General features: G+C 44.6%; 15 protein-coding genes. 7 read left to right on the top strand and 8 right to left on the bottom strand.

The genetic code is table 11. The annotated features are described in order from the left end of the window. Nucleotides 1–59 precede the first annotated feature (59 nt). Nucleotides 60–1,556, bottom strand: a complete 1,497-nt coding sequence (gene yjeM, locus GB992_RS04195) for a glutamate/gamma-aminobutyrate family transporter YjeM (protein WP_161001352.1) — start codon at nucleotides 1,554–1,556, stop codon at nucleotides 60–62. A 65-nt stretch (nucleotides 1,557–1,621) separates the two neighbouring features. Continuing rightward, nucleotides 1,622–3,052 carry a C69 family dipeptidase gene (locus GB992_RS04190; protein WP_161001351.1) on the bottom strand — a complete coding sequence of 477 codons (1,431 nt, stop codon included), beginning with the start codon at nucleotides 3,050–3,052 and terminating at the stop codon, nucleotides 1,622–1,624. A 261-nt stretch (nucleotides 3,053–3,313) separates the two neighbouring features. Here GB992_RS04190 and GB992_RS04185 point away from each other — a divergent pair, with 261 nt between their 5' ends. From GB992_RS04185 to GB992_RS04175, 3 genes are all read left to right on the top strand, one after another. After that, a complete protein-coding gene (locus GB992_RS04185; protein ID WP_161001350.1) occupies nucleotides 3,314–4,204 on the top strand; it encodes a YitT family protein in 891 nt (296 codons plus the stop codon). 86 nt (nucleotides 4,205–4,290) lie between these two features. Next, on the top strand, nucleotides 4,291–5,790 hold the full coding sequence (glpK, locus tag GB992_RS04180; RefSeq protein ID WP_161001349.1) for a glycerol kinase GlpK: 1,500 nt from the start codon (nucleotides 4,291–4,293) through the stop codon (nucleotides 5,788–5,790). 214 nt (nucleotides 5,791–6,004) lie between these two features. Next, on the top strand, nucleotides 6,005–6,907 hold the full coding sequence (locus GB992_RS04175) for a DMT family transporter (RefSeq protein ID WP_161001348.1): 903 nt from the start codon (nucleotides 6,005–6,007) through the stop codon (nucleotides 6,905–6,907). A 164-nt stretch (nucleotides 6,908–7,071) separates the two neighbouring features. On the opposite strand, the gene GB992_RS04170 is transcribed toward GB992_RS04175, so the two are convergent. Together GB992_RS04170 and GB992_RS04165 are read right to left on the bottom strand one after the other, a co-directional pair. Then, nucleotides 7,072–7,293, bottom strand: coding sequence for a hypothetical protein (locus tag GB992_RS04170; RefSeq protein ID WP_017261815.1), 222 nt, complete (start codon nucleotides 7,291–7,293; stop codon nucleotides 7,072–7,074). Nucleotides 7,294–7,360: 67 nt separating this feature from the next. Beyond that, a complete protein-coding gene (locus GB992_RS04165) occupies nucleotides 7,361–8,191 on the bottom strand; it encodes a Cof-type HAD-IIB family hydrolase (protein WP_161001347.1) in 831 nt (276 codons plus the stop codon). A gap of 190 nt (nucleotides 8,192–8,381) precedes the next feature. Here GB992_RS04165 and GB992_RS04160 point away from each other — a divergent pair, with 190 nt between their 5' ends. After that, entirely contained in the window at nucleotides 8,382–9,746 is a 1,365-nt protein-coding gene (locus GB992_RS04160) for an RsmF rRNA methyltransferase first C-terminal domain-containing protein (protein WP_161001346.1), read from the top strand. Nucleotides 9,747–9,836: 90 nt separating this feature from the next. Here the strand turns inward: GB992_RS04160 and fni are convergent, their stop codons facing one another. The 4 genes from fni to mvk form a co-directional block, all read right to left on the bottom strand. Next, nucleotides 9,837–10,886, bottom strand: a complete 1,050-nt coding sequence (gene fni / locus GB992_RS04155; RefSeq protein WP_161001345.1) for a type 2 isopentenyl-diphosphate Delta-isomerase — start codon at nucleotides 10,884–10,886, stop codon at nucleotides 9,837–9,839. A gap of 141 nt (nucleotides 10,887–11,027) precedes the next feature. After that, nucleotides 11,028–12,107, bottom strand: a complete 1,080-nt coding sequence (locus GB992_RS04150; protein WP_161001344.1) for a phosphomevalonate kinase — start codon at nucleotides 12,105–12,107, stop codon at nucleotides 11,028–11,030. Nucleotides 12,108–12,184: 77 nt separating this feature from the next. Then, nucleotides 12,185–13,165 (bottom strand): diphosphomevalonate decarboxylase, encoded by a 981-nt coding sequence (gene mvaD / locus GB992_RS04145; RefSeq protein ID WP_161001343.1) that lies wholly within the window; start codon nucleotides 13,163–13,165, stop codon nucleotides 12,185–12,187. Nucleotides 13,166–13,214: 49 nt separating this feature from the next. Then, nucleotides 13,215–14,153 carry a mevalonate kinase gene (mvk, locus tag GB992_RS04140; protein WP_161001342.1) on the bottom strand — a complete coding sequence of 313 codons (939 nt, stop codon included), beginning with the start codon at nucleotides 14,151–14,153 and terminating at the stop codon, nucleotides 13,215–13,217. Between the two features lie 199 nt (nucleotides 14,154–14,352). Between mvk and GB992_RS04135 the strand changes: the two genes are divergently transcribed. From GB992_RS04135 to asnS, 3 genes are all read left to right on the top strand, one after another. Further along, nucleotides 14,353–17,160 carry a helicase C-terminal domain-containing protein gene (locus GB992_RS04135; RefSeq protein WP_161001341.1) on the top strand — a complete coding sequence of 936 codons (2,808 nt, stop codon included), beginning with the start codon at nucleotides 14,353–14,355 and terminating at the stop codon, nucleotides 17,158–17,160. Nucleotides 17,161–17,248: 88 nt separating this feature from the next. Beyond that, entirely contained in the window at nucleotides 17,249–17,749 is a 501-nt protein-coding gene (locus GB992_RS04130; RefSeq protein ID WP_161001340.1) for a cell wall elongation regulator TseB-like domain-containing protein, read from the top strand. A gap of 24 nt (nucleotides 17,750–17,773) precedes the next feature. Next, nucleotides 17,774–19,069: an asparagine--tRNA ligase gene (asnS, locus tag GB992_RS04125; RefSeq protein ID WP_161001339.1), complete on the top strand. Its 1,296-nt coding sequence runs from the start codon at nucleotides 17,774–17,776 to the stop codon at nucleotides 19,067–19,069. Nucleotides 19,070–19,144: the final 75 nt, after the last annotated feature.

Genomic DNA, 19,144 nt, shown 5'->3' with positions numbered 1-19,144 from the left:
GTCGAAAAGGACAATACCAATGGCAATGATGGTGGTTTTTATTTATTGACTAAAAATGTTTAGTCGGTGGTGTGATGTTCCCGGTTTGCATAAAAAGCCCAGGCAATACATCCAAAAATCAGTGGACCGGCAACAGTCGCAATGGCAGTCACCCAGTCCTTTTCCAAAAATGGTTGCAGAATGGAGAAACCAATTCCGATGCTTAACGTTACCATCACAACAGTAACAACGAACATCATCCAGCGATGTGAATGGTAAGCGACAAACGGTCGTGAACGGTCTTCTCTCTTGAAATAGGGAAAGGCACCTACCAAGAAGAGGTAAGGCAAGGTTGTTGACACATTACTCATTGACGTCAGCACATTGTAGAAGAATTTAGCATCTTTGTGGGTGAGCACAGATACTAATGAAATCCCTGCGATAAAGATGACAACTGCAGTAGCTTGCATCCACATCGCAAATTCTGGCATATCATGCTTGTTCAAACGGGTCATTTTCTTAGGCCAAAGTTCTTTGGGTGAACCTAAAATAAAGGATTTTAGAGGTGAGTATATCAGGACGAAGAAAGAGCCTAAATAAGCTAAGAACATACTAATTCCGGCAAAACGTGAAAATACCTCGCCCAAAATATGAGCACTAGAAGCTGATAGACCGATTGAGAGGCCAAGAATATCCCCTAGGTTCTCCATTAAGACATAAGTAATGTTACCCAAATTAACGTTCCCGTGGGCAATCACCATACTCCAGTTGGTTGAAATTCCCCATAAAAAGATGGTAAGCGAGTAGCTAATCCCAATAACAATGGTGCCAATCAAGATGCCCCGGGGAAATGTTTTTTCAGGTTTGTCCAGTGAGTCAGTGACCCCACCAATGGATTCCAAACCACCGTAAGCAAAGATGGCATAAATGACAAAGCTAATCATCGCAATGGGCGATTGGAATTGTGGATTTGGTGAAGTGGCAAAGTCGGATAAATGGTTAACTGGCTGGGCCAGTGTAAAATGATTAGCGATTAAAATGATGAGGCTAGCAAGCACTAAAATCACGTTAAGCGCCATAATGGCAATGCCACCAACCGATGAAACCTTAGCGATGAAGGACATTCCACGTGAAGCTGCCCAAGTAATGGCAATGATCCACAGACAGGCAAGGAGGCCAACTGTTAGCGTTGAGTTCAAGCCTAGAAAATGCCAATTGTTCGTGGTGTCGTGACCGCTAATGATGGTTGAAAGAGTGATCCAAACTTTTTGCGAAATCATAACTTGCCAGATGATCCATGCTGATAGCCAAATGAAGGTTGCAATGAAGGACCATTTTTCACTGATGGACGCATCCAACCATGAATAAATGCCACCCTTTGATTCCTTCAACGAGGAACCGTATTCAGCGAACATTAAACCACTGGGCAGAAAGAATAACAGCGCGCCCAGTAAATACCAGAAGATTGCGCCGTAGCCCATTTGTTCAAAGGCTGCCGGAGTGTTCCCAAAACCAAAAATAGTGGTGAAAATCATTAAGACTAATGCCCCAAGTGACAGGGTCTTTTTCTTTTCCATTTGTATTTACTTCCTCAATATCATTGCCAGTGAAAAATCGCCCGTACTGGTGTGAATGTAATATTTTATAGATTTTCGTCTGTGTTAAAGTTTAGAGGCGAAAAATCAGTGCTGTTAGTGATAAGATCGCTGATTAGGCTTGTATACGTGTCTAAAGCTTGTTTGGCGCATTCGGCGTTGCTATCAGTCAGATACTGAATCAATACGTCACCGCTTAATTTGAGGGCTTTAGCATCGCTTTCGCAGAGGTGTGCGCCGAGATCTGCTTGTAATTTAAGCTGAGCTTGATGATAAGGCGTTTCAAAGTGACGATAATGAGCGTCAAATAGCACGCTAGCCAACTTAAACGTCCAGTAAGCACTGTTGGCGGCGTACTTGCCTTGTCCACGTTGATAGGCTAATGGTGTGCTGTTGATGGCCGTGTAAAAGGGAACATAATTACTTTGAGCCGCAACGCCCATCGCCAACCACTGAACGCCAGCCATGACTGCAGGCACATTTGGCCGAAGCTGGAGGACATGGGATTCTTGTGTTTTGGCTAAGCTAATCGGACGAAAGGCGTGTTTGTGCGTTGCTTCGCGGCCAACTGGATCGTATTCGGTGCCTTCGTAATGATTACTGAGAAAAGCTTCTGCGTCGTTAACCGAAAGACGTTTGCTAGCGTAACGAATAAAAGGCAATTCTTCATCGGTTGGTGACTGATCAATTTCTGGATTAAACATTTTTTGACCGATCCAAACGCGCGGCGTGTTGTACATTTCATCACTCACACCCGTTGTGCCAAAAATATGGCGAAAATTAAAACCGTTAGCATCAGGATTGAGGTGATGCTGCTGGACAAAGTCCTCAATCCCATCAGCAAACATAAAGTTATCATGATCGGTAAAATCGATTTGCTGAATGGCCAACTGATTGGCAACGACTGCATAGCCATCATCTGGAATACGCTGTGCTACCCATTGATGGCCGGCACCAGTCTCTAAATACCAAGCTTCGTGTAAATCCGCGAACAAAATACCATTTGTCTCTGCTGTTCCATAAGTTTCAACTAATTTACCCAGTCGTTGAACGCCTTCTCTAGCCGAGGTAACGTATGGAAGCACCACGGTAACCATTGCCTCTTCCTGAATGCCATCAGCAACTAAGGGGTCAGCTGCCAGAACGAGAGCGTTAGAATAAGCACTTTCCGTCGCAGACATGGCCACATTTGCTTCATTAATACCATCTTCCTCAAAAAGACCATACTTTGTCGTCCATTCAGGAGTCGCGGTATAACGCATTGCCGTCTTCGGCAGTGGCATCGTAAAACCATTATCCTTTGACTTAAACTGTTGCGTCTCACTAAAGGTTTGAGCTGGGTGAACGACAAAGTGCTTTGGCCAGGAAGCTTTGCTGTCCTCATTACGGCCGATCATCACGGAACCGTCCGTTGAGGCGGAACGACCAATTAAAATACTTGTACATGCCGATGGTCTTCTGGTGTCATCTATTTGCATCAAGGATGCCTCTCTTTCAATCAATCTGAAACATTATGAATAAAATTACAAAAACACAATGAATAAATTGTAGCAGAAAAGAGAAAACAGGTGCGAAAAGGTGACCGATTTTAAGCGGTTTCATCGCATTTTCTCATCAAACGTTTGTAAGAATGACATTTTTGTGAGGATAGCCGCCAAATTGGTTTCAACTTGTGGTCATAAACGTCAAGATTGTGGTTTAATTATGGTCATTGAGAGCAAAAAGAAAGGATCCCCTAAATGACACGATGGAATGATGAAAACCCGTTTATCAAAATTGTAATTTTATTATTTTCGGCCGTATGCTGTGCCGTTGCGTTGAATGTTTTTCTGATCCCCAGTAACATTTTTGCTGGCGGACTCAATGGGATTGCACAGTTATTGCACTGGGGACTTAAATTTACTGGTGCAGATATTTCAACTGGTTGGTTTATTCTAGCTTTTAACCTCCCGATTGGCATCATGGGATGGCGCAAAATTGGGCCACGTTTTACGGCTTGGAGCTTTGCTAACGCCATTGTGACATCCGTGCTGGCAATTGTAGTTCCTGAGGTGAGTGTGTCTCATAATGCATTGCTAAACGCATTGTTTGGCGGTATTTTGACTGGTATTGGCATTGGTTTTCCATTTCGGTTTGGATTTTCAACCGGCGGCATGGACATCATTGCCATGGTTTTGCAAAAAACGACTGGCCGCTCAATAGGGACACTGACGATGATGCTCAATTCCGGAATCATTGCTGTTGCCGGTTTCTTCATCGGTTGGGAAAATGCGCTATTTACGATTATCACTATCTACGCAACCTCACGAATGGTCGATACAATTCACACACGTCATCAGAAGATGACTGCTCTTATTGTGACGAACCGGCCGGATGAATTAATCGCGGCGTTGCGAGAACACCTTTTTCGCGGTGTCACTGTTTTACCCTCGCGTGGCGCCTTTTCGAATCGTGACAATTCAACATTAATGATCGTCATTTCACGTTATGAATTGTACGATTTGCGAACGACCGTTAAGGAAACAGATCCAGACAGTTTTATGAACCTGGTTGCAACGGTTGATATTGCAGGCAACTTTTTTGATGAAGATAAGCAGGCAGAATTGAGGCAATCGTCAAAACAGGGGTAACAGATGCCTAAAAGTTTGCTAAACTTATCTTTGTTTGGTGGAACGTGTTCAAAAATTCGAATCTTGTCAATGAATGGAGTTGCGACATGAACGACGAGCAGTACATGATGGCGATTGACCAGGGAACGACTAGTAGTCGGGCCATGATTTTCAATCATCAAGGACAGATTGTAGGAAAAGCTCAGAAAGAGTTTCCGCAATACTTTCCGCAACCGGGATGGGTGGAACACGATCCCGAGGAAATCTGGAGTAGTGTTCAATCAGTGATGGCAGATGCCTTGATTCAGGCGCACCTTGCTCCATACAAAATCCGTGGAATTGGGATTACCAACCAGCGTGAAACAACCATTATTTGGGACCGCAAAACGGGAAAGCCCGTTTATCACGCCATCGTTTGGCAGTCAAAACAGACGACCAGCATTACAGAACAATGGCAACAGGCCGGGTTGACTGAGACAATTCGTCAAAAGACGGGGCTTGTGGTAGATGCTTATTTTTCTGCTTCTAAAATCAAGTGGTTATTGGATAATGTGCCAGGTTGTCGTGAACGCGCAGAAGCTGGTGACCTACTGTTTGGCACCATCGACACATGGCTGTTATGGAAGCTGACTGGTGGTAAGGTTCATGCGACAGACTATACAAACGCCAGTCGGACAATGCTGTTCAACATTCATGATTTGAAGTGGGATGCCGATTTGTTAAAGGCTTTTGATATTCCAGCTGAGTTATTACCTGAAGTGCGAAGCTCGTCCGAAATATACGGCTATACGGCAAATTACACCATGTCAGGTGTGTCGGTGCCGATTTGTGGTATCGCAGGCGATCAGCAAGCGGCACTCTTTGGTCAAACAGCTTTTGACAAAGGCAACGTCAAAAATACTTATGGCACTGGTGCCTTTATTGTTATGAACATTGGTCAACAACCCACATTATCAACTAAGGGGTTACTAACGACCATTGCCTATGGTTTAAATGGTGAAGTAACTTATGCCCTTGAAGGATCAATATTCGTTGCTGGTTCGGCGGTTCAGTGGTTGCGAGACGGAATGAAGCTGGTTCAAGACGCTGGGGATTCTGAAGCAATGGCCATGGCGGCGGATCCAGATGATCATATTTACGTGGTACCGGCGTTTACAGGGTTAGGTGCGCCATACTGGGATCAAGAACTGCGTGGCGCTGTGTTTGGACTCACACGTGGAACAACCCGTGAACAATTTGTGCGGGCAACATTGCAGGCAATTGCGTACCAAACTCGCGACGTGGTCGATACAATGGCTGGTGACACCGGTTTGAAAATTGACACATTGCATGTGGATGGTGGTGCATCCAAGAATGACTATTTGATGCAATTTCAAGCTGACATTCTAAATACAACCATCAAACGTGCCAAGATTAACGAAACGACAGCGCTTGGAGCAGCTTTCCTAGCTGGACTAGCGATTGGCTTTTGGGAAGATCAAGAAGAGTTACGTCGGTTGTATATGACAGGCGACCAGTTCGAACCACAAATGGCGGAAGGTAAACGTAATCAACTTTATCATGGCTGGCAGGTCGCCATTAAAGCCGCCCAAGCGTTTGAACACTAATCGTTTTCTCATAAAAAGAAAGCTGAACTATAGTAAAAACAGTAAATTATTAAAACGTATTAACACGGCAAGAATGACGAGAAAAAGTTTACTGTGAAGTATCCATCCTTGATTGAAACTACCAAAAACGGGCAAAATGGAGTACGGATTTTATTGAGTTCAATCAAGTTAATGATGGCGGTTAAAAATATACATTAGGTTAGAGGATTGATTCATGAAAACTCAAAATTACACAAAGGGTATTCTGTGGGCAGCCTTTGCTTCCACAATGTGGGGGATTTCAGGCACGATCTTGCAGTTTATTTCTCAAACACAGAATATCCCAGCAACCTGGTTTTTATCGGTGCGGACGCTTGGTGCCGGCGTTATTTTGCTCTTAATTAGTTGGTTTCGCGAAGGTCGTCACATTTTTGACCTGTTTAAATCGTGGCGCTTGATCGGTTGGCTGTTCGCCTATGCACTGATTGGGCTAATGGCAAACTTATTTACCTTTTACATGAGTATTAAAACTGGTAATGCAGCTTCGGCCACTATCTTGCAATACTTAAGTCCGCTGTTTATTGTGCTAGGGGCCTTAGTCTTCAAACATGAACGGCCGTTAAGAACTGACTTAATTGCGTTTGGCATTGCATTAGTAGGTGTTTTCTTAGCAATCACAAAGGGCAATATCCATTCTCTGGCGGTACCGATGAACTCAATTATTTGGGGCGTGTTAGCAGGTGTCACGGCGGCATGTTATGTGGTGTTACCAAGGGAAATCGTTGCCAAACATTCACCATTTGTAGTCCTTGGCTGGGGGATGTTTATCAGCGGTGTGCTATTTAACTTATGGCATCCATTTTGGAGTCACACGCCGGTCATTACTGGTAAGCTGGTATTATCTATTAGTGCTGTTATTCTTGTTGGCACCATCTTCGCGTTCTCCTCATTGCTGTACAGTTTAAACTTTGCGCCTTCAGCGGTAATTAGCATTGTTGATGCGCTGCAGCCAGTTGTTACTTTTATCCTGAGCATCATTTTCTTTCATCTGCAGATCAGTGTGATGGAAGTGATTGGTTCCATCCTGGTGGTTGTAGCCGTATACCTGTTACAAAGAATGGGTAGCAGTGCAACGTGATTGCGACTACATGTCTTATTCTGGCAGGATAGTGCATTATACATTTGCTTTAAGTGTATAATGCAACTACTGATTTTCTTATTTAAAAAATCAAAAAAAGATGCTTCCTTTTGTGGAAACATCTTTTTTTATATTGTGATTTAATTGCTAGTATTGAATGGAACCTACATTTTTTTAATAACGCGGTAACGTTTGCCATCCTTAGGATCATCTGTTTGATCAACTTTATCAAACAGGACGTATGGTTTACCATCCGTCTCTGAGACAATAAACAGGGCGTGCGGGTGTTTATGCTTGTATATCTGTGCGCTTTGATATACCGCGTTATAATCATGCGCATTGGCAATCGCATCACCAGGATTGAAAAGAACATGTTCTTCAGTCATCAGCAAGACCTCCTTTGAGGTAAAAAATGATTACCATCATCATGCTCGCAGGCAGAACAAAAAGCAATTATTCAGCTTTCGCGAGGGCAACTGGCAGATTGAGATAATCGAGTAGGTAGTGAGCCAAACCGTCATGATCGTTGTCTAAAGGTGTCACATCCTGAGCGATAGCTTTAAGATCGTCGATGCCGTTAGCCATGGCAACACCCCAACCGGCATAACTAATCATTGCGTGATCATTGCCTTCATCGCCAAATGCAATAATGTCATTGCGGTCAATGTGATAGGTCTGGGCTAAAAACTCGAGACCTGTGGCTTTTTCAACTCCTTTGTGGGCGACCTCTAATACGGGCCAACGACCGCCCCAAACATTCATATCAATGTTATCGCCATACCTGGCAGTGATATTGTGAATCAGTTGGTCACGGTGTTGTTCACTGAAGTAAAGGGTGAGCGCAGTTGGATCAGTCGTTAAGTTTTGTGCATTGAGAATTTGTTGTGGTTGCAGAATGGTTGGGAAAAAGTCAATTGTGCCATCACTCGCATGATTGGCCCATACATTTGTTTTGTTTCCGGCAGCAATCGTCTCAATTCCAAGCGATGATTGATGTGCCAGAAGATCTAATGCAATGTCGCGATCAATGGTGTATTGGTACTCATGCTGCCATTGATGGTGCGGTAAATGCCCAAGTGAGCCATTAAAATTGATCATTGCACTATGCAAGCCGAGTTCATCATAATATTGACGTGAGATACGATAAGGCCGGCCAGTGACGATACTAACAATGTGACCACTAGCAACAGCTGTTTGTAAAACCTGTTTTGTAAACGGTGAAATGGCAGATTGGTTATTTAAGGTTGTACCATCCAGATCGATGGCAATAAGCTTGCGGTTCACGAATTCATCTCCCTTAGACGATTTTTTCGTCCAAAAATATCTTCGTTCTAATTTACCTTATTCATTTGGGTTCTGCAAGTTTGCTAAGAAACTCATCTGTAAGCCTGTGATTCATGGCGATGACGTGACGTACTAAAGATTTCGGTGTAAACTGATGCGAGTGTTTTAAAACGGTTATGGAGGGAACAAAATGGAGTTACCGGCGGGTTTTGCCGAGAAATATTCAACATTAATGGATGAAAGCGAGGCCAAGGACTTTTTAGCCAGCTTCGATCAGCCAATCCACCAAGGTTTTCGTGTCAATCCGCTAAAGGCTAACGCGGTTCCAGAAAACGTTTCATTAAGCGATCCTACAGGGATTCCCACAGGCTATTACGGTCATGTTAGTGGTCATACGCCTGCACATACGACGGGAGTGGTTTATAACCAAGAACCTTCTGCAACTTATGTTGGGGCAGTGGTGGATGCCCAGCCGGGAGAACGGATTCTTGACCTGTGTGCAGCACCAGGTGGCAAATCAACTCAAATTGCTGCCGGATTACAACAGCAAGGGTTATTAATGACAAATGAAATTTTTGCCAAACGTGCAGCCGTGTTAGCAGAAAACATGGAACGCTTTGGTGTTGCCAATGCAGTTGTTTTGAACGAAACGCCTGCTCATCTTTCAAAACAGTTAGCCAACTTTTTTGATAAGGTCGTGGTGGATGCACCGTGTTCTGGAGAAGGCATGTTTCGTAAAGATCCAGACGCAGTTCAGTACTGGACGCCTGACTATCCGCTTGAGTGTGCTACGCGTCAGCGAGAAATTTTGACTGAAGCTGTCAAGATGGTACGACCAGGAGGCCAACTCATCTATTCGACGTGCACGTTCGCACCAGAGGAAGATGAGCAAATGATGGCGTGGGTATTGAAGTCATTCCCGGATTTTGAACTGGTTTCATTGCCGAAATTACCTGGTTTGGAAGCGGCTCGGCCGCAATGGGCCAATAATAATTCTGAACTTAGTAAAGCTGGCCGGTTGTTCCCCCATCATATGGATGGCGAAGGCCACTTTATTGCTAAATTGATGCGTCATTCGAGTGAGACAAATGTCACCCATAAACCGGCGAGATTGCCAAAGCCTGACGCAAACGAGGTCAAGCTGTGGCAGGCATTTGAGCAGCAACACTTTACTCAACCAATTACGGCGGGGCAATCGTTGACCGTATTTGGGGCTCAATTGTACGCTGTTCCTGCGTTAACGCCAGATCTCGGTAAACTGAAGGTGTTGCGGCCTGGTCTTCATCTGGGCACGTTAAAAAAGAACCGGTTTGAGCCAGCGTTTGCGTTAGCACTTGCCACGCATCCGGATCAGTATCGGCCAACAGTGGCTTTGACTCAAGCTCAATGGGCACAGTTTGTTCACGGTGACACCGTGACATTAGAAGAACCAACTGAAAACGGATGGACACTGGCGACCATCAACGGCAACGGTATTGGTTTCGGCAAGGTGGTCGGTCAGACACTTAAGAACGGTTACCCTAAAGGACTACGTTTTCTAGTGAAAACTGATTAATTAACAGGTTTAGTGTTAAATCAATTCAACAGCTAATAAAAAATGTTCAGTCTCAAACGGACTGAACATTTTTTATACGACTCGTCTTTGCTATTGGTGTTTTAAGTTTCGTTGCTGACAATAATTCATTAGGGCGGGAGATAAAACTGTTTTTACAGTTCGTAAGTCGGCTGTTGTACGTGATCCCGTTAACGCGTACAGCAAGCGTAAATCACTTTGCCAATCCTTAATGTACGTATGCAGGGTCTCTTCATCATGGGTCATGAGAACACACAGAAAGTGGCCAGCTACACCAACGGCGTTTGCCCCTAGGATTAACGCTTTTAAAACTTCCAGTGGGGTTCTCACGCCGCCTGAAGCAGCAATCTGCATATCAGATACTGCTTGTGCTTCCAGAAGAGATTGAACGGTCGTTTGTCCCCAGTTAGATAAATAGCCCAGTTCTTGATGATGGCGGCGCTCATTTTCAATCCGAGCAAAGTTAGTACCACCACGGCCACTGACATTAACGTATTGAACGCCCATCTGCTTTAAAGTGTTAATGGTTTCCTGGCTCATGCCGAAACCAACTTCTTTAACAATAACAGGGACGGACAAGCCGTTAATAATTTCGGTAATGTGGTCGCGCCAGCGCAAATCCCGATCACCTTCAGGCATAATTAGTTCTTGCGCACTGTTGATGTGTAATTCCAATGCATCGGCAGCAACCATGTCGACTAATCGCTGTGCATCGTCAAGTGAGTGACCAGCACCAATGTTTGCGAAGATTTGGCCGTGCGGATTTACCTTTCGGACAATGGTGAAGGTTGACGCTGCTGCAGGTTCCTTTAAAGCAATACTTTGCGAGCCAACGGCCATTGCCAAGCCGGTTGCTGCCGCAATTTCAGCGAGTTTAGCATTGATGTGACCGGTTCTCTCAGAGCCGCCAGTCATTGCCTCGATGTAAAACGGTGTCGATAAGGTCAATCCAGCAAAGTGAGTTGACAAGTCAACGTTATCAACTGCAATTTCTGGCAAGCTTTGATGAATGATTTGAATATCGTCAAAACCGGCGTCGCTTTTTTCTTGGTATTGTTTTAAAGCAATAGCGAGATGCTCATCCTTACGATGTGCGTGGGCGGATTCAGTTAACTTGCTCATGGATGGCCTCCTAAATTTTATCCTCAGCGAATTCTGTTATTTTAATCAATCACAAAGATTTGAGAAATAAAACCGTAGAACCGATAATCGGGTTCTACGGTTTTTAGTTTGCATATGGCGCTCACTTTTATTTTAGAGTGGTTAAACTAAATCCATGACATTATGAACACTCAATGGCAGGGTAGTGATGCCCTGAGTTTCCCAATCCTGCAACAGTGTATCAACGGCCTCGTGCCGATCAATCAAAACAATACCGCAATCACCACCACCAGCACCAGAAGTCTTAGCTGCGCCACCGTGATCTTCAGCAATCGCACATAAGCTATTTAAAGCGACTGTTTCGATCGGGACATGACTGAATGCACTTAAATGCTGCAACAGTTTGCGATTTAAGCGAAGCTCACGCTGGATGATATCGATCGCACCATCTCGAAATCCTTGAATCATCCGGTTTAAACAATCACGGCTTGATTGCAAGAATGTTCGGTATTCGAGTTGGTCCATACTTTTAGCCCAAGTGACCTTATCAACTAAGTGAGACGTTGATGCGGGAGAACCAGTCCAGCCGATTAACAACCTTAAGTCTGCTGGCGGCGTCAAAAGTTCAACAGACAGTCCAGGCCAGTCAAGGGCTAGCAAATCAATTAGCGGTAGATCATCACGTTTGGCTGTTAGCCACTGATGGTCGAATGAATGGTAAGCAATCCAGCCACCGTAAACAGATGCTGCGATATCCCCTAGGGAACCGTTACCTTGAACATCCAAATGGGCAATAGCCGCTAATTTAAATAGCGTGTCCTTAGTGATCGGCAGTTGATAAAACTTGCAGAGTGCTTTGACTGTGCCTACCGTAACAGCAGCGGAAGAGCCTAAACCAAACTTTTTGCCATCCTTGCTATCCAACTGTGAATTTACTGACAGGTGATAGAATTTCAGTTCACGTCCGCATGCGCGTGCGTAACTTTCAGTCAGACGAATAGCGGAGAGCAAGTAATGAAAGGGATTATCCCGATTGTCAAACACAAGTTCATCGCCAGCCCGCCGCCAGTTCACTGAAGTTTCTTTGTATTGTTCAGACTCGATTGTGCCGAAGTTTTTACTTTCCTCAATTGTGACAGTTACAAACTGGTTTAATGCCACAATAATGGCAGGGAACCCCGCTTCAACAACCGCATATTCGCCGGCAATATATAATTTGCCGGGCGCTTTCACGCTAATCAATTAATCATGTCCTTTCAAGACAAAAAATGTGTGCGTTATTCATGTTGAATAGCGCAAACATTACTCATTTCAAAATTTTATAAATAGGTCAAGCCTGGGCCTGGCTTTGCAACAACCAATTGGTCGTTACCAAATGCTGGCCGTAGATGGTCCAGAATGGCGTCAACTTCATCTGCTAGGCAGATAACTTTGACGTTCGGACCTGCGTCCATCGTATAATAGCAGTTCAGACCTATTGAGCGCAAGTCGTTAATTAATTGCATTGCCTTAATGGTATCGCCATTAAAGTATGTGAAAGGCGGTGTGGCACTAAGAGTCGTTGCGTGCATGCACATTGCATTGTGTTCCGCGATTGAACCAACACGGTTTATATCTTTTTTAAGTAATGCGACCTTCATTGGCTCGATGTCCGCATTTGCTTGCTGAACCCAGTCATTAAAGAACGGTGATGTTTGTGACTGTTTCATGCCGTGACGGCTGCCAATTTTTTTCTCATCTTGTGAGACAACAATGGCAATCATTCGAATTGGCCAGTTAACTTTTTCATCCAACGGCTCAGCAAACGAGCTTTCATCGTCATGACCAGCGTGCCATTGAACGAAACCACCAAAGATCGAACGGGTAGCAGAGCCGGAGCCTCGTCTTGCAAGCTGAGACAGTTCACGTCGGGATAAATTGAGACCGGCAGCTTTAGCAGCGGCCCCAGCCAATGCTGCAAAACCGGATGCAGATGAAGCTAGGCCAGCTGTGGTTGGCACATGGTTACTCGTTTCAATATGAGCAAACAGGCTAGTGTTAGCACGTTGGCGCACTAGATCCATGAATTGACGAATTCGTTGTTGACCATCTGTCGGCAACTTGATTCCGTCTAAAATGATGTCATCAGCCGCCAATTGTGCGTCAAACTGAACGCTGGTTGTGGTGTAAAAATGGTCTAGCGTCATGGAGATTGAATCATTGGTGGGTAAAATAAGGTGTTCATCTGCTTTACCCCAGTATTTAACTAACGCAATGTTTGTATGCGCCTTTGCAATTACAGGCGTCTGCGAAATTGTCATATTGCTAATGTCCCATCTTTCGTGCTTTATTCTGATCTTCGTGGTCAGGCTATCGTTGTGTCAATGGTTCGATCCAAGTTGCCACAGCCCCATGCTGTTTCAAGGCATTGGCCACTTTAGCGGCTTGCTCGGCGGTTTGAGTCAGTGCAAACATGCATCCCCCCAGGCCACCACCCGTTAGTTTGGCACCCAATGCGCCTGCATCATTTGCGGCATTAATTAGACGCTGTAGAACAGGGTGATTGACGCCAAGATCGGTTAAGTCCTGCTGAGCAGATGTCAATGTTTGTCCTAACAGACGAACTTGATCGTGTTGGAGATACTTAGCCGCCGCAGCGGTTAGAGTGCCGAGATGATTGATCAAATGTTGGCCGACACCAGGCTGTTCATCATCTTTCAGCAGTTCGCTGACCGAATTAACCGCCATGCTGGTTTGACCCGTCACACCTGTGTCACCAACAACTAAAAAGGCGTTCATGTGAATCGGAAAATGCTTGAGCGGATTACCTTTGACTAACCACACTGGTTGTGTAGAACTAACCGTTGCTGCATCAATGCCAGATGGTGAGCCGTGCGTGATAACTTCCTCAATGTTAACCGTGTCTAATAATAGCTGTGGATCCAGCGCGGTTTCAAAAAAAGCATAAACGGCGCGCGTAACGGCGGTCGCAACCGCCGCTGAAGAGCCCATACCACGTTCTTCCGGAATGGCACTATCAATTTTCAAATCAAAGTTTAAAGATAAGGCGTTAAACCGACGCAACAAGCGTTGCAGTAAGACGCGTAATCCCTCAAATTCACCTGGTAAGTCGACCAGTGCTCCGGTGAAGTAGCTACTTACTAGACGTTGACCGCGCGTTGTCTCACTTAATGTAGCGGTTACGGCAACGTTGAGTAAGGGAACAGCTATCGCTGGTTGGTGATGAACAACACTATGTTCACCAATTAAAATAATCTTTGCATGAGCGCTACCTGTTGCAACACGCATGATGACGTCACTCCTTCGGCATATTTTACGACCATCATCATACCACAGACACAAATGCTTTATCATGCTTAGCGGGTCTTTGCCTACTGCAACAAACAGAGTAGAATGAAACAAGGATCATAATTTCAACATTGGGAACGCGGAGAATAAGATGTAAAACCGGTGTTGTCATTATTTAGTAGAAAGGTATTCAGACTTAATGGATAAAGACACAACTTACGCCGTCGTTGATATTGAAACGACTGGCACCAGCGTAAAAGATGGCGATCGGGTCATCCAGATTGGCTGCGCGTTTGTTAAACACGGTAAGGTCGTCAATCAATATAGTACGAAAATTAATCCGGGAAAATCAATTCCAAGCGCCATTACACATTTAACCAGCATTACGAATCGTGACGTTGCTAACGCTCCTTTTTTTGATGATATTGCGGCGTCGTTTTATGCTATGCTCCAGGGCACGGTCTTTGTTGCGCACAACGTGAACTTTGATTTTCCTTTTTTAAATGCCGAATTTGCCAGAGTGGGGTATCCGGCACTTCAAATCGAGGCAATTGATACGGTGACGCTGACCCAAATTTTATTTCCAACGCTGCCCAGTTTCCGTTTGCGGGATTTGAGCGCTCATTTTCACATTGAGCACGACCAGCCACACACAGCCGACTCAGATGCAGATGCAACGGCTGTTTTATTAATTAAATTATTGGATAAACTTCATCAGCTGCCGATTAATACACTGCGGCAATTGACTAACTTAAACCTATCATTACCACAGGACACGACAGCAGTTTTCAACGTTGCGTTAGAAGAGGCACGTCATCATCCCAGTAAATTACCGGCTGGTGAATATGTCCGTGATCGGTTAGTGCTTCATGAAGCCACACCCATCAAGTCAGTTGATTTGGGCCAGCCACAAGCTTACCCAAAGTCAAAGGCGGCCAAGCAGAAATTATGGGGTTCCAAAATTAGTTGGCGAGATCCGCAAGCCAAAATGATGAATCAAATTTTCAATAACTACAGTCATGAAAACACTAAAAATTTGATCATTGAGGCGCCGACAGGTATTGGTAAAACGTTGGGGTATGCGGTGCCGTTTGCTTATCTATCACAAACGGGCCAATCAACTGTCATTTCAACCCAAACAACGCTATTGCAAGGGCAGTTTATGCAAGAGACACTGCCACAGTTACAAGAAATGTTACCGTTTGATCTCAATGTGGTGGCCGTCAAGGGAAATCAACACTATCTAGACCTTAATCGGTTTGCAGATACGTTGACGGTACCGGAACATTCTCAACAGAGTCAATTTCTTAAAGCACGTATTTTAGTGTGGTTGTTACAAACTGAAACTGGCGACTTAGATGAGCTGCACTTAACGTCATATCGAGCACAGCTGTTTGAAGAAGTTTGTCACCGTGGTCTAAAAACCATTAAGCCAAGCGATCCTTTTTATGAGGACGATTATTTGCGACGGTTAGACCATCGTATTCGTCAGGCAAACTTGATTATTGTCAATCACGCGTATTTGACGCAGCATGCCGATCAACTGGACACGTTGCTTAATAAGCCATATTTGTTAGTTGATGAGGCCCAGCATTTGCCGGATGTCGCTGTTAATCAACATCGCAATACAGTTCGTTTTCACGATTTGGTGTCACTGTTACACCACGCGCAGGCAAATATTTTTAATCAACATGACCATCACCTAACCGAGATGTTTAGTGAGGATGCCGTTGCCGCAACGCAATTGCGGTCCTTGTCCAATACGCTGATTAAATTGGATGCCGATCTAGATCAATTTGGTCATTCCATGTATCGACAATTTTTACTGAGTGCTCAAGTTAGCGCTCGGGGTCAACGCATCGTCGAACAGTTGATTGATAATCGTCAACTCAAGCAACTAATGAACGATGATAAAGGTGCTTTTACGGCACTGATGAACGGTCAAATAGCGTTAACGACGTCGCTGACTAAGTTACAAAAACGGTTTACGGTTCAATCAAAGAAGTGGCTGAATTCGGATGCAGCGCTGATGCATGAATTTGCCGGCACCGTGGGGCGGATTACAGACTTGTTATCACAACTTGATGCATTCAAGGCTCAGTTAAATGATCAAGAAACCGCTAACGTTTACTGGTTACGTCAAAATCAATATGGGGACTCGTCAAGCTTGGAACTCAGTGGCGGCCTGTTACTTGCAACCGGCTGGCTCCGTCAAAACGTTTATGCACATTTCAAGCAACCAACATTCACGGGGGCCACGTTATTCACGTCTTCCCGAGCGAATTACCTAATTGATCAGCTAGATTTAGATCGGCAAGAAACGGCTACCAAACGCCTTGCCGAACGTTTCGACTATGCATCACAAGCGCGTCTGTTTGTTGCGACAGATGCACCGACGATTAATCTTAACCATCCGGATGAGCAAATTCATTATTGGGCTTCAACGATTACTAAGCTTGTCCAAACGACCAGCCGTCAAACGTTAGTCCTGTTTAATTCTTTAGCCGCGGTTAGCGCTGTTTATGAGGCGTTGACACACGGTTTGCTACCGGAGAACCATACTGTATATGCACAAGGCGTGACCGGTAGTCGCGAGAAAAATTTGAAACGATTTACGACTGAAAATAGTGCCGTTTTGTTGGGTGCTGCCAGTTATTGGGAAGGCATTGACTTGCCTAAGGATGCATTAGAATTAGTTGTCATTACACGGTTACCGTTTGACGCACCGACGGATTTACTGGTCGCCGCGACCAATGCTCAGTTGGAAGCCAAGGGGCACAATCCGTTTTATTCCTCGGCCCTGCCCAAAGCGACCCTCCGTTTACGTCAAGGCATTGGCCGGCTGATTCGTACAGACAATGACCGCGGTGTCATTGTCGTGCTAGATCCACGATTGATAACAAAGCGTTACGGTGGCACCATGCAAAAGGCGTTACCAGATGCACTGCCGGTGATCCCCCAAGGAACGGCAGAAATCATCAAACAAACACAAAATTTCTTTAAATGACTAGTAGACCGTTGTTTGATTGGCGATGTTTGCTATAATTAATCAGGTTATTGACATTTTCGTGTTAACAGAACGAATGGAGGTTAGCATGCAGCGAAAACAGCATCAGCAGCGACAGTGGTCACAAATCATTCTATGGACCGTGCTAATCGTGGCCTTTATTGCTGGTAGCATTGGCATCATTTTTCATGAGGCTTTGAGACCAGCTAAAACTGCTGCGGGACAGACTGTTAGTATTGCACGTCAAAAGGGTATCAGCGATACTGGGGATTTTTTGACTTACAATCGACAACACACCTATTATTCGGTTAGTGGTCGCAATGCGAAAAATCAAGCGGTTTACGTTGTGGTGGCTAAGCAAAATGGACAAACGAAGATTTTGAAGCAATCCGATGGTACTTCAAAAACAGCAATCCTCCGTCAAGTTTGGCAGAAGAACAATCCTAAAAAGGTGCTGAATATTGGTTTAGGTATTCGCAAGTCAGAACCCGTTTGGGAGGTTACTTACTTAAATCAGAAGGGCAACCTATGCTACGACTTAATTCGTTTTAAGGATGGCACCATGGTTCAATCCATTCAGAATTTATAATTTAAAACAAAAGGGGAAATTTCAGTGGAAACAATCAGCATCATTCACGCACCGGAACACGTCGATGAAAAAGTTCGTATTGGTGTATGGCTTAGCAATAAACGCTCTAGCGGGAAGATTGCGTTCTTACAGCTTCGTGACGGGACAGCATTTTTTCAAGGTGTCTTACGAAAAAATGACGTTAGCGAAGAAAAATTCGACGAAGCTAAAGAACTACGTCAAGAAACGAGCTTATATGTAACTGGGACGATTCATGAGGACAGTCGCTCTAAGTTTGGCTACGAAATGGAAATTGAAGATTTCGAAGTCGTTGGCGAAAGTGAAGACTATCCGATTACGCCAAAAGAGCATGGCATCGATTTTCTGTTAGATCATCGTCACTTGTGGTTGCGCTCTTCCAAGCCACATGCCTTACTTAAAATCCGTAATGAAGTCATTCGGGCAACGTTTGAATTCTTTAATGACCGGGACTTTATTAAGATCGATGCACCATTGCTAACTGGTTCTGCACCAGAAGGCACGACTGAATTATTTAAAACAGACTATTTTGGTCAGGATGCCTTTCTGTCACAAACTGGTCAACTGTACGAAGAAGCTGCGGCGATGGCGTTTGGCCGGGTATTCTCATTTGGACCTAGTTTTCGGGCGGAAAAATCAAAGACCCGTCGGCATTTGACAGAATTTTGGATGATTGAACCAGAAATGGCGTGGATGCACCAAGAAGATAGTTTGGCCATTCAAGAACAATACATTGCCTTTTTAGTTCAGTCAGTCATTGATAACTGTCAAAGTGAATTAGCTGTTATTGGGCGTGATGTGGAAACGTTGAAGAAGTACACGCGGTTACCATATCCACGGATTTCCTATGATGAGGCGATTAAACTGCTTCAAGAAAACGACTTCGATGTTGATTGGGGCGTTGACTTTGGATCACCTGAAGAAACATTCCTTGCTAATCACTTTGATCAACCCGTGTTTGTCTTGAATTATCCAAAGGCAATCAAAGCGTTTTACATGAAGCGACACCCAACTCGTGATGATGTGGTTATCTGTGCCGACTTGCTTGCACCAGAAGGCTACGGCGAGATCATCGGTGGTTCTGAACGTGATACTGATTTTGATTACTTGCGTGACCGAATCGTGGAATCTGGTCAAGATCCTAAAGACTACGATTGGTACCTTGATTTGCGCAAATACGGTAGTGTTCCGCACTCCGGTTTCGGTTTGGGTCTCGAACGGTTCTTAACATGGATTACACTTCAAGATCATTTACGTGAGACGATTCCATTCCCACGGATGATCAACCGAATTTACCCGTAATTTTAAATGTATTTGCTAAAGTGGTTTTTATGAGACAATCTCATGAAAACCACTTTTACGTGGGGTGAGCGATAT

Origin of the sequence: Furfurilactobacillus milii, assembly GCF_009863985.1 — a bacterium.
GTDB classification, from domain to species: Bacteria; Bacillota; Bacilli; order Lactobacillales; family Lactobacillaceae; genus Furfurilactobacillus; species Furfurilactobacillus milii_A.
This window is presented reverse-complemented; position numbering and strand designations above follow the sequence as displayed.